Genomic DNA, 11,781 nt, shown 5'->3' on the forward strand with positions numbered 1-11,781 from the left:
TGCCGATCAATCGCTGGCGGCGTCCGGCGGCGTGGAAATGCATGCGGATGACCGCACCTTGCGCGGCGCCACCGTCACGTATCGTCCGTCGGACGGTTACGGCACGATTGATGGTGATGCGTACCTGGCCGTACCGGGTACGGAAATGACGGCGGGCCACATCGAAGCCTATGTGAATGAAATTCGCATGATCGGCACGGGCGGAGTCAGCCTTTCCCATCCGGAGCAGGCGTTTACAGCCACAGCGGATGCGATCACGTACACGCAGACACCGGGCGCGGATGACGGATTCGCCGTGCTCACGGGCAACGCCCATGCGGTGCAGAACGGCAACACGCTGAACGGGCCGGCGCTGGAGGTGCGCTTGAAAGAACAGGCGGTCGAAACGAAAGGGCGCAGCACGCTCGTCATCAGAGGCGGGCAATAAGATGCGGCTCGCTACTCATAATCTCACGAAATCCTACCAGAAACGGCGCGTGGTCGACGGCGTCAGCGTTCATGTCGAGCGGGGCAAAGCGGTCGGTCTGCTGGGGCCTAACGGCGCGGGGAAAACCACCACCTTTTATATGATGGTCGGTATCGTGCGTCCGGACAGCGGTACGATTACGGTTGACGATACGGATATTACGCGGGAGCCGATCCATAAACGGGCGCGGTACGGCATCGGCTATTTGCCGCAGGAAGCATCCGTTTTTCGCAAGCTCAGCGTGCGTGACAACCTCTTGGCGATCTTGCAGACGCGCGAGGATTTAACGCCGAAGGAACGCGATGAACGGGCGAACTCTTTGCTGGCGGAATTCGGCCTCGAACGAGTGGAAACGCGGTTGGGCAGTCAGCTTTCGGGCGGGGAACGTCGGCGCGTGGAAATCGCGCGCTGCCTGTGCCATGATCCGCAATTTATTTTGCTCGATGAGCCGTTTGCGGGCGTCGATCCCATCGCGGTCGCGGATATTCAGTCCGTCATTTCCCACTTGCGGGAACGCGATATCGGCGTGTTGATTACCGATCATAATGTGCGTGAGACCTTGGCGATTGTGGATCACGCCTACATTTTGAATGAAGGAAAGATTCTTCTCGAAGGCGATGCCAATACGGTGGCGGAACACCCGCTGGCGCGCAAATTTTATCTTGGCGAGAACTTCCGTTTAACCTAAACGCTGTGGAAAAATGTGATAAGATAAAAGAGGCAAGATCAGGAGATGCGTATGCGGATTTTAGATAAATACATGTTACGGGAGTTTGTTGCGCCTTTTTTATTTGGCGTCGCCGCGTTTACCTCGATTTTCATCGGCGCGGACCTGTTGTTTCGTATTGCGCAGCTTTTGACTTCTTACGGGGCCTCCGTATGGGCGGTCACTAAGGTGTTTTTTCTGGCTTTGCCGAGGATTATCGTGTACACTTTCCCGATGTCGGTCTTGCTGGGGGCGTTAATGACCGTCGCGCGGACGTCGGGCAGTAGCGAACTCATTGTCATGCGCACGGCGGGACAAAGCTTCACGCGTCTCATCGCGCCGATTATCGCGTTGAGTTTGGGCATCAGCATGGCGACGGTATTATTTAACGAATACGTTGTTCCGGCCGCCACGTATGCATACGAATACACCATTAATAATGAAATCAAGAACAATGTCAAACCGCAGGTGCATGAACACATCGTATTGAAAGACGTCAACGATGACTCGATTCGGCATTTGCTCTACGCTCGCAAGTATGACAATGAGCGCGAAGTTCTGCAGACGATTACCATTCAGGAATTTCAAAATAATCAGTTGGTGCGGATAGAAAACGCGCCCGAGGCGCGTTGGCAGGACGGCCATTGGGTATTATCCAACGGCACTGTTTACGATCTTTCGGGCGGCGATGGCGTGGATCGCATGTTGCGGTTTGAAGAGCAGGTCTTACCGTTCACGGCGACGCCTTCGCAGGTGACGGAAGTAAAGAAAAAGCCGGAAACGATGACGATCCATGAATTAAGGCAACAGATGCAGGCTTTTGAAGCGGCGTATGCGGATACGACACGCCTGCAAATGGAATTGCATCAGCGGTTTTCATTACCCTTCGCGAGCTTCGCGTTCGCGTTAATCGGCGCGCCGCTCGGTGTGCAGCGGCAGCGTTCTTCATCGTCCCTCGGTTTCGGACTGAGCGTCATCGTTATTTTTATCTATTATGCGTTAATGACATTTACCGCGGCGCTGGGCGAGGGGCATGTGCTTGCGCCGGCGGTGGCGGTTTGGCTGCCGAATATCTTGGCGGTCGTGGCGGGAATCATCTTGATCCGTCGCGTCTCACGGTAAAGGAGCAGGTATGGAAATCGGCATTTTAATTTTTTGCGTGCTGGCCGTAATGGGCGGTTTGATCGCTTTCTTGGGCGATAAAATCGGCAGCAAGGTCGGCAAAAAACGAATTTCGCTCTTCGGCATGCGACCGAAGTACACGTCGATTCTCGTTACGGTGCTCACGGGCATCATGATCGCCTTGATGACGATCGGCGTTCTCAGCGCTCTTTCCGAGAACGTTCGGACGGCGCTTTTCGGCATGGAACAATTGCAAGGTGAATTGGGCCGTTTGGGGAGCGAAGTGCAGCAAAAAAATGCTGAATTGGAACGCAGTAAAGCCCAACTGGCGGAACAAACCACGGAATACAATCGCATGACCGAACGCGTGCGCGAAACGAATACGCAATTGGCGCTGGCGCAGGAACAGGAAAGCTACATGCGGGCGCAGCTGCAAGTGGTCGAAGAGGCGTATCGTAAAGCGCAGGACGATGTGCACGCGTCCGCCGAAGAAATCGCTCAATTGGAAGCGATGCGCGGCGAGCTGACTGAAAATATTCAGAAACTGGATGCGGAAGCGGAACGTTTACGCACCAATATCGTCAGCCTGCGCGAAGGGCAAGTCGTCTTCCGCGTCGGTCAGATACTTTCCAGCGCTGTTGTCGAAAGCCATTTGAGCGCGGATCAGGCACAACAGGTCTTGGTGAACGTGTTAAATGATACGAATCGGCTGCTGCAAAAACAGCTCAATACACAGGAAGGCACTACGCTTATTCGTGTGCTGCCGGCGACATTGGAGAAAGCATCGACGGAGTTGCAGGACACCGACCGGAAGAAACTGGTCCGCGTGGTAGCGGCGGGCAACATCATCTATGGCGAACCCGCCTGGGTCGACTTTGTCATTCATGACGATCTGCTGTTGTATCGGCAGGGGGAGACGGTGTACGCGGCGGACCTTTCCGCGTACAGCGGTCGCGGCAATATCGAAATGAGCGTGTTGCAATTTCTGCAGGATGTCAATCAGCAGGCTAAGCAAAAAGGCGTCTTGCCGGATCCGTTGACAGGCACCGTCGGTCAGGTGGACGGATTGCAGTTGTTCAACACCATTCAGGAAATCGCGGCGAAGGGAGGCAACGTCAATCTCCGCGCCGTGGCCAAGCAGGATATCTATACGGACGGGCCCGTGCACATTGATATTATCGTCACTGCGAAATAGATATTTTATCCCCGCTGCGGCGGGGATTTTTGTGGGAAAAAGAGGAAGTATGATTTTAGCTATTGATCCGGGTTCGGCGAAAACGGGAACGGCGGTTGTCCGTGAAGATACCGAGCTGATACATAAAGAAATTGTTCCGACAAACGATTTGGTGCCGTTCTGCCAAACCGTTTTTCAGCGCTATCCGATCACGCAAATCGTCAGCGGTAACGGTACGCGCAGTAAAGAAATCGGACGTCTTTTAGAGCGGTTGGCGCGGGAGCATGAGGTCGGCTATGCGACAGTCGATGAAAGCTACACTACGGAGATGGGGAAAATCCGTTACTGGCGTTGCACTCCGCGGCGCGGTTGGCGCAAACTGATTCCGACATCATGGCAGACGCCGCCGGAACCGGTAGATGATTTTGTCGCTTGGATTATTGCGGAAATTTATTTGGGCAACGATATGCCGGAACAGCTGGCGCATGCCCGCAGGGGGGAACAATGAAATCGGCGGAAACAGGACATGTAAAAAAGACGCTGACCGTTTCGCATTATTTTAATATCGGCTTCGGCGCGATTGTCGGTACCGGCTGGATTTTGATGGTAGGGGATTGGGTCATTGTCGGCGGTGGCCCGCTGGCGGCCATGGTTGCCTTTTTGCTGGGCGCGCTGACGCTTTTGCCGATCGCGGCGGTATTCGGGGAACTTACCTCCGCCATTCCTATCTCGGGCGGTATTGTCGAATACATTGAACGCGCGTTCGGCAGCAAGGCGTCATTTGTCGCCGGTTGGTTGCTCGCGTTCGGAGACGGCGTTTTATGCCCTTGGGAATCATTGGCCGTGGCGACGATCATAACGCAACTCGTCGCCGAAATTTTCCCGGTTTTACGCGCGTATAAGCTGTATACGATCATGGGGTCGGACGTCTATCTGTATCCGGTATTGATCGCCTTGCTGTTTTCCGGCTACGTCATCTGGCAAAACTTTCGCGGCTCATTGCAAATGGCGCGTCTGCAGACCTTTTTGACGCGCACTTTGCTTTTCGGCATGTGCGTGGCGATGGCGGTTTCCTTCTTCAAGGGCAGCCCCCAAAACTTTTTGCCGTGGTTTGAGGTCGTGACCGGTCCCGCGGCGGCGACGAACGGAACGAATTTTTGGACGGGTCTCGCCGCGGTGCTCGTATTGACGCCGTTTTTCTACACCGGCCTGGATACGATTCCCGACCAGGCGGAAGAAGCGCATGAAGATCTCGACTGGCACCAATTCGGTCGCGTCATCAGTTGGGCGCTGTTGGCCTCCTGCGTGTTTTACCTCGTTTGCATTTATGCCTTCAGCACGATCTTGCCGTGGACGGAATTTGTCAAAATGCCGATTCCGGCGCTTTCCAGTTTACAATCGATCCATTTTTATCTGTATGTGGTCATGCTTACCATCGCGACGATCGGACCGCTCGGACCGATGAATTCCCTTTTCTCGGCGACGGCCCGCATCATGCTGGCGATGGGACGTAAAGGGCAACTACCCGCCGTCTTCGCGCATGTCGATCCGAAATCGGGCACGCCGAAAGCGGCCAATATTTTACTCGCGGTATTGACCGTTATCGGACCGTTTTTGGGGTACAGCATGCTGTTGCCGCTCACCGAAGTCGCGGCGTTAGCCTTTATCGTGCCGTGCACCATGGTGACGATGGCCTGCTACCGTCTGCGTAATCTTGAGCCGGATTTGCCGCGGCCGTACAAAGTGCCGGGCGGAAAAGTCGGCATCGGCGCGGGCGTTCTCGCCGGCGGCGCCGTGATTGCGCTGCTGGTGGTACCGGGCAGTCCCGCCGCGCTGACTTGGGTCGAATGGCTCATTTTACTCGGCTGGCTATGTTTCGGCGCGGTTTTATACATGTTCCGCGGCAAGCGCGTGAAGACGGCGCGGAATTGACACGATTTAACAAAACTGATAAAATTATCCTGTTATACCGTCGGATCGGGGCATAGCGCAGTTTGGTAGCGCACCTGATTTGGGATCAGGGGGTCGCAGGTTCAAATCCTGCTGCTCCGACCATTTGTCCCAGTAGCTCAGTTGGATAGAGCAACGGCCTTCTAAGCCGTGGGCCGGGGGTTCGAATCCCTCCTGGGACACCATGCGAAAAAACACCTTTGCCAACGCAGAGGTGCTTTTTATTGTCCGTCTTTTGACCGACGAATATGCTGATCGTAAAATAGAATCCAAATGGGGAGACATGGTTCGGCGGAAAAACCACGCCGATCGGAGTAAATTTTTGCATGGTAAGCGGCGCGGAGTGCTAAATTATTTCTTTACAAAAAACGCCCTGCGTAATATAATAGACCTTGTCATGGACCACTAGCTCAGTTGGCAGAGCACCTGACTCTTAATCAGGGTGTCCAGGGTTCGAACCCCTGGTGGTCCACCACCCTTTTCCCCGCGGCCGTCCTACCGCGGGGTTTTACTTTATCATGAAATCTTGACAAAGGCATATGATTTTTGTATACTATGAGCGTTACACATGGGGGTATAGCTCAGCTGGGAGAGCGCTTGAATGGCATTCAAGAGGTCAGCGGTTCGATCCCGCTTATCTCCACCAAATCGAAAATCCGTAAACTTCGGTTTACGGATTTTTTCGTTGCGAACAAATGGAATTTTTACGCGGGAAAAAGCGCGCAATAAAAAAAGAGTCAAGCGACTCTTTTTTATTTTTCTTCCTGCTCCATCGTGACGATCGGCGGTGACGCTACAAAGGTCACGCCCGGATTGCGTTCGGTGAGCCAATTCGTTTGCCATTCATTGGCGAGCAAAATGACCGGACGTTGTTTGCTGTCGTAGACGATCATCGACGTGCCGAGCCCGGTAAGATCTTCCGGCGTGGCGTTCAACGCCCAACGCGCGACGCTGTACGGGAGCGGGATCAGATCCACCGTGACATTGTATTCGTTTTGCAGACGATACTGCAGAACGTCCCATTGCAACTGACCGACAGCGCCGATGATAAAGGATTCGCGGCCTTCGCCCTGCGTGTAAATTTGAATCGCGCCTTCTTGCGCCAACTGATGCATTCCCTTTAGGAACTGCTTGCGTTTCAGGCTGTCTTTCGGCGCGACGCGCGCGAAAAGTTCCGGCGGAAACACCGGGAAATCGGCGAAGGTGACGATATGTTTCGGATCGCAGAGGGTATCGCCGACGCCCATCGTGCCCGGGTCAAATACGCCGATGATATCGCCGGGGTAGGCGGATTCGATAATCGTGCGTTCCGTCGCCAAAAATTGTTGCGGCTGGGTCAGGCGGATCGTTTTGCCCGATTGCCGATGCAAGACGCTCATGCCTTTTTCAAATTGTCCCGAGCAAATCCGCATGAAAACAATGCGATCGTGATGCTTCGGGTCCATGTTCGCCTGGATTTTGAAAACGAACGCGGAGAAATCTTCATTTTGCGGCTGAACGGTTTCTTCCTGCGCCGGACGCGGTGCCGGCGCGGGCGCCATTTTCAAAAAGCTTTCGAGAAACGGCTGCACGCCGAAATTCGTCATTGCGCTGCCGAAGTAGAGCGGGGTCAGCTTGCCATGCGCGATTTTTTCCGCGTCGAACGGATCTCCCGCGACATCCAAAAGCTCAATATCTTCTTCCAGCTGGGCGAGCACTTCTTCGCTGAGCAAGGACTGAATTTCAGGCGACGTGCGTTTGCCGCTCGTCACGGCGAGTTTGTTCTGACCGTGATCGCCGGAGCGTTCAAACACGTGCACGGTATCCGTTTCGCGCTCATAGATGCCCTGGTATTTGCCGTTGATGCCGACCGGCCAATTCATGGGGCAGGCGCGAATACCGAGCATGGATTCGAGTTCGGACATCAGGTCGTACGGATTGCGCCCGAAGTGGTCGATTTTATTGACAAAAGTAAAAATCGGAATCCCGCGATCCGCGCACACGCGGAACAGTTTTTCCGTCTGCACCTCGACGCCTTTCGCCACATCGATCAGCATGACGGCGCTGTCCGCCGCCATCAATGTGCGGTAGGTGTCCTCTGAAAAGTCTTGGTGACCAGGCGTATCCAAAATATTGACGCGGTGTCCGTCATAATCGAACTGCAAAACGGAACTCGTGACCGAGATGCCGCGCTGCTTTTCGATTTCCATCCAGTCGGAAACGGCGTGCCGCGCCGTTTTGCGCGCCTTGACCGAACCGGCGAGGTGGATCGCGCCGCCGTAAAGTAATAATTTTTCCGTCAGCGTCGTTTTGCCGGCATCCGGGTGCGAAATAATGGCAAACGTGCGGCGACGGTTGATTTCTTGCGTAAAGTTCATACTGTCACTCCTTCATATCTCCAAATTATAACATGATCCGCGTTTCCTTGAAAGCGCGCGGGCGGTTGTTGGGGCGGGCGATAAAAGGTATAATAAAAGACATCAAAAGGAGAAAGGGTGTGCGCATGAAACCGGTTTTTATTCGTGAAGACAAGCGGGATTATTTGCAGAAAATGGGCGCGTTCGCATTTGTCACGGCCGTCTCGGTCGCGGTTTGGCAGATCATGAAAGTGCGCGGCAGTGAAATCTTTGTCGCGGCGTGTGCGATTGCCTTTTTGTATTGCCTGTACGGCTACTTTTTCCCGACCAAGTTGTTGCGCTTGGACAGTAAGGGAGCGAAGTTGCTGGCGAGCAATATTTTAATTCCCTGGAATTATATCTATGAAGTGAATGTGCAGCCTTTTATCGACGGTGAACACGAGAATCCGAAAAAGCGCTACGTCGTTTGTCGCGGGTACAGTCCGCGGGCGGAAAGTATTGTCGAATGGTGGCGTTTGCCGATCGGCGCGCGTCGCGCGGATAAAGTGGCGGCGCAAGTCTGGCGCATGAAAGAGTTATATAGCGGCAAGGTGGGGCAAAAGTGATTTTATCCGGAAAAGAAATTGAGCGGCGGCTGGGCGAAAATATTTTTATTGAGCCCTTTGATCCGCGAAGACTGAACCCGAACAGTTACAATTTGAGCTTGGCGAACGAATTGCTAGTTTATGATGAACCGAAGCTCGATATGAAAAAGAAAAACACCGCTCATCGCATCGTGATTCCTGAGGACGGTTTGTGGCTGGAGCCGCAGCGGCTTTACTTGGGACGCACGGCGGAGTACACCCGCACGGAAGGGCTTGTGCCGATGCTCGAAGGACGTTCGTCGGTCGGCCGGCTGGGACTTTTTATCCATGTGACCGCGGGCTTCGGCGATGTCGGTTTCGCGGGGTATTGGACGCTGGAAATGTTTTGCGTGCAGCCGATCAAAATTTACCCCAACGTGGAACTTTGCCAAATCTATTACCATTTGATCGAAGGCGACTACGAGCCGTATAAGAGCGGCAAATATCAGCACAATCAAGGCATTCAGCCGAGCCTTTTATACAAGGACTTTGAACGCGAGAACGACGCATGAACTGCATTATCTTTGATTTGGAATGGAACGAACTCGTGCCGTACCAGTTGGCGATGCAAAACGAGATCGGGTTTCCGCTTTCCGGCGAAATCATCGAGATCGGCGCGGTTCGCATGGCGGGCGACGGCGATTTAAGCGATCGCTTCGATCGCTTGGTGAAGCCGAGTTTTCTGCGCCGAATGCATCCGCACGTCAAGCGATTGACGGGGATTACCTGGGAGATGTTGCAGGAGGAAGATGATTTCAAAACCGTCATGACGGAATTTAACCGCTGGTGCGGCGAGGACGCGCTGCTGCTTTCATGGGGGACCTCCGATCGGCAGGTACTGGCGGAAAACTTGCGTCTGCATCATTTGCCGCGGACTTGGCTCAAACCCTGGTACGATGCGCAAAAAATTTTCGGGCGCTACTGCTTGGACACTTACGAGCAATACGGCTTGGCGCGCGCGGCCGAATACATGGGCGTAGCGATGGCGGACGACGCGCATCGCGCGGTCAATGACGCAGCGTATACGGCGCAAATTTGCGAACGCCTGCCCTTGCGGCGCGCCATTCGCGAATACGATTTTCATCGCAACCTGGGCCCGCTCGAATTTCGTCCGACCGTCGAATTTCAGTATTTTGACGGTTACCGCGACAGTCAATCCGCTTGGGCGGATCCCGCCATTTGGGAAATTTACCTGCCCGATCAGGACGCGCCGCTGGACTTGACCGAGCCGGAGCGATTGCGGCGGCACACATTGCTGGCGCTCGCGATGGATCACTTGGGAAAGCGGTACCTCGTTCGCTGGAAAACGTATCAATATAAAAAAGGCCGCGGCACCGTGCATGGCGTCGCGCGCGAAACGTATCGGGCGGTACCTTCCCTGATCGCCTGGTATCGGGACGTCGCCGGCCGCAACACAATGCGCCGTCGGCTGCACGAGGCGAAAAGCAACCCCGCGTTTCGTTGACGCGAAAGTCGTATGCGCGACGCACGTCATGCTATAATAAAACAGTAAAATAACTATGTATTAGAGGAGATTCATATGGTACCGACAGAACGAATTATCATCGTTGATTTCGGCGGGCAGTACGCGCAGCTGATTGCGCGCCGCGTGCGTGAATGCGGCGTATATTCGAAAATTGTTTCCTATACGCGCGACTTGGACGAGATATTGGCGGAAAAACCGCGAGGCATTATCTTTACGGGCGGACCGGCGAGCGTTTACGAAGACGGCGCGCCGCGACTCGACGCTCGCATTTTTGAAGCGGGCATCCCGATCTTCGGCATTTGCTACGGCATGCAGTGGATGTGTCGGGAGCTCGGCGGCGATGTTAAACGGCCGATTACCCGTGAATACGGCTATGCCAAAGTGCAAAAATTGGCGGACGGCGATATCTTCGTCAACGTTTCCGCGGAAACCGATGTGTGGATGAGCCACGGCGACTACGTCGAAGCGCCGCCGGCCGGCTTTGAAGTCATCGGCAAAACCGCGCACACGCCGGTCGCGGCGGTGGCGGACACCCGTCGCAAACTGTACGGCGTGCAATTCCATCCGGAAGTCAACCATTCCAAAGAGGGCATGCAGATGCTGCGCTCGTTCATTTTAGACGTCTGCGGTTGCCGCGGCGACTGGACGATGGAACATTTCGCCGAGACGGCCATTCAGGAAATTCGCGCCACCGTCGGCGACGGCAAAGTATTGCTCGCTCTTTCGGGCGGGGTCGATTCGTCCGTTTGCGCGCAGCTTTTATCGCGCGCGGTCGGCTCGCAACTTACCTGCATCTTCGTCGATCACGGCTTAATGCGTAAAAACGAAGGCGACGAAGTCGAAGCCGCCTTTGCCGACAGCGGCATGCATTTCATCCGCGTCAACGCCGCCGATCGTTTCCTCGCACGTTTAAAAGGCATTACCGATCCGGAACAAAAACGCAAAACCATCGGGGAAGAATTTATCCGCGTATTTGAAGAAGAAGGCCGCAAAATCGGTCAAGTCGACTACCTCGCGCAGGGCACCATTTACCCTGACGTCGTGGAAAGCGGCACCGGCAACGCCGCCGTCATCAAAAGCCATCACAACGTCGGCGGACTTCCGGCCGTTGTCGATTTCAAAGGTTTGATCGAACCGTTGCGCGATCTCTTCAAAGATGAAGTGCGCGAACTCGGTGAAGAACTCGGCCTCGCCGATTACCTCGTCTGGCGGCAACCCTTCCCGGGACCCGGCTTGGGCATCCGCATCATGGGCGAAGTCACCAAAGAAAAACTGGACACCTTGCGGGAAGCCGACGCCATTTGGCGGGAAGAAATCAAAAACGCCGGCTGGGATCGCAAAGTGAACCAATATTTCGCCGTACTCACCTCGAACCGCTCGGTCGGCGTCATGGGCGACAGCCGTACCTACGCGTACACGCTCGCGCTGCGCGGCGTCACTACCACCGACTTCATGACCGCCGAATGGGCTCGCATCCCGTACGAAGTCCTTGACATCGTATCCAACCGCATCGTCAACGAAGTCGAAGGCATCAACCGAGTCGTCTACGACATCACCGGCAAACCCCCGGCGACGATCGAATGGGAATAGTTAAATGGAATGATAAAGCAGAAATTTATTTTATCGAAGCTAAGAAAACAGCATTAAATTTACATGATTTAGATCAATTATTTATATATTGTAAATTATGTGATCCAGAAGATGCATACTTACTATCTTCATACGGATTAGGAAGTTTGAACAAAATTTTAAAAATTTAAATAGAGAAGATTTACTTGACTACGGAAATGGGAACAAAATAAAGGTAGAAAGGTGGGATATTACAAAAAATAGTAAAGATAAACTATAGTTCCTAAACTATAGTTTATCTTTACTGATGATATAGATTTAATTATGAGCAAAAAATGATGATAATTAA

The 11,781-nt window shown here is 53.8% G+C and carries 12 protein-coding genes and 4 tRNA genes; 15 read left to right on the forward strand and 1 reads right to left on the reverse strand.

What is annotated here, in order from left to right:
* The 10 genes from KH813_RS04195 to KH813_RS04240 all read left to right on the forward strand — a co-directional run.
* Positions 1 to 427 (forward strand): LptA/OstA family protein (locus tag KH813_RS04195; protein ID WP_303993618.1); only part of this gene is annotated, 427 nt, incomplete at its 5' end.
* 1 nt (position 428) lies between these two features.
* Positions 429 to 1,154: an LPS export ABC transporter ATP-binding protein gene (gene lptB, locus KH813_RS04200; RefSeq protein WP_303993622.1), complete on the forward strand. Its 726-nt coding sequence runs from the start codon at positions 429 to 431 to the stop codon at positions 1,152 to 1,154.
* A gap of 51 nt (positions 1,155 to 1,205) precedes the next feature.
* Positions 1,206 to 2,294 (forward strand): LptF/LptG family permease, encoded by a 1,089-nt coding sequence (locus KH813_RS04205; protein WP_303993625.1) that lies wholly within the window; start codon positions 1,206 to 1,208, stop codon positions 2,292 to 2,294.
* A gap of 10 nt (positions 2,295 to 2,304) precedes the next feature.
* A complete protein-coding gene (locus KH813_RS04210; RefSeq protein ID WP_303993627.1) occupies positions 2,305 to 3,489 on the forward strand; it encodes a DUF3084 domain-containing protein in 1,185 nt (394 codons plus the stop codon).
* Positions 3,490 to 3,538: 49 nt separating this feature from the next.
* Positions 3,539 to 3,976, forward strand: coding sequence for a hypothetical protein (locus KH813_RS04215; RefSeq protein ID WP_303993630.1), 438 nt, complete (start codon positions 3,539 to 3,541; stop codon positions 3,974 to 3,976).
* Positions 3,973 to 5,400 (forward strand): APC family permease, encoded by a 1,428-nt coding sequence (locus tag KH813_RS04220; RefSeq protein WP_303993633.1) that lies wholly within the window; start codon positions 3,973 to 3,975, stop codon positions 5,398 to 5,400. Before KH813_RS04215 ends, KH813_RS04220 begins: the two co-directional genes overlap by 4 nt.
* A 46-nt stretch (positions 5,401 to 5,446) precedes the next feature.
* Positions 5,447 to 5,523: transfer RNA gene (locus KH813_RS04225), tRNA-Pro, on the forward strand.
* A gap of 3 nt (positions 5,524 to 5,526) precedes the next feature.
* Positions 5,527 to 5,603: transfer RNA gene (locus tag KH813_RS04230), tRNA-Arg, on the forward strand.
* A 214-nt stretch (positions 5,604 to 5,817) separates the two neighbouring features.
* Positions 5,818 to 5,893, forward strand: a tRNA-Lys gene (locus tag KH813_RS04235).
* A 95-nt stretch (positions 5,894 to 5,988) separates the two neighbouring features.
* Positions 5,989 to 6,064: transfer RNA gene (locus tag KH813_RS04240), tRNA-Ala, on the forward strand.
* 106 nt (positions 6,065 to 6,170) lie between these two features.
* Here the strand turns inward: KH813_RS04240 and KH813_RS04245 are convergent.
* Entirely contained in the window at positions 6,171 to 7,775 is a 1,605-nt protein-coding gene (locus tag KH813_RS04245) for a peptide chain release factor 3 (protein WP_303993635.1), read from the reverse strand.
* A gap of 119 nt (positions 7,776 to 7,894) precedes the next feature.
* Between KH813_RS04245 and KH813_RS04250 the strand changes: the two genes are divergently transcribed.
* The 5 genes from KH813_RS04250 to KH813_RS04270 all read left to right on the forward strand — a co-directional run bounded on the left by KH813_RS04250 (position 7,895) and on the right by KH813_RS04270 (position 11,623).
* Positions 7,895 to 8,359: a hypothetical protein gene (locus KH813_RS04250; protein ID WP_075938582.1), complete on the forward strand. Its 465-nt coding sequence runs from the start codon at positions 7,895 to 7,897 to the stop codon at positions 8,357 to 8,359.
* Complete coding sequence (gene dcd, locus KH813_RS04255) at positions 8,356 to 8,889, forward strand: dCTP deaminase (protein ID WP_075938583.1); 534 nt, start codon at positions 8,356 to 8,358, stop codon at positions 8,887 to 8,889. The genes KH813_RS04250 and dcd overlap by 4 nt, the downstream gene beginning before the upstream one ends.
* Complete coding sequence (locus KH813_RS04260; RefSeq protein WP_303993642.1) at positions 8,886 to 9,842, forward strand: 3'-5' exonuclease; 957 nt, start codon at positions 8,886 to 8,888, stop codon at positions 9,840 to 9,842. The genes dcd and KH813_RS04260 overlap by 4 nt, the downstream gene beginning before the upstream one ends.
* 75 nt (positions 9,843 to 9,917) lie before the next feature.
* Positions 9,918 to 11,453 (forward strand): glutamine-hydrolyzing GMP synthase, encoded by a 1,536-nt coding sequence (gene guaA / locus KH813_RS04265; protein WP_303993645.1) that lies wholly within the window; start codon positions 9,918 to 9,920, stop codon positions 11,451 to 11,453.
* A complete protein-coding gene (locus KH813_RS04270; RefSeq protein WP_303993648.1) occupies positions 11,444 to 11,623 on the forward strand; it encodes a hypothetical protein in 180 nt (59 codons plus the stop codon). Before guaA ends, KH813_RS04270 begins: the two co-directional genes overlap by 10 nt.
* Positions 11,624 to 11,781 lie beyond the last annotated feature (158 nt).

It is taken from the genome of Negativicoccus succinicivorans (assembly GCF_018373335.1).
GTDB lineage: Bacteria > Bacillota > Negativicutes > Veillonellales > Negativicoccaceae > Negativicoccus > Negativicoccus succinicivorans_A.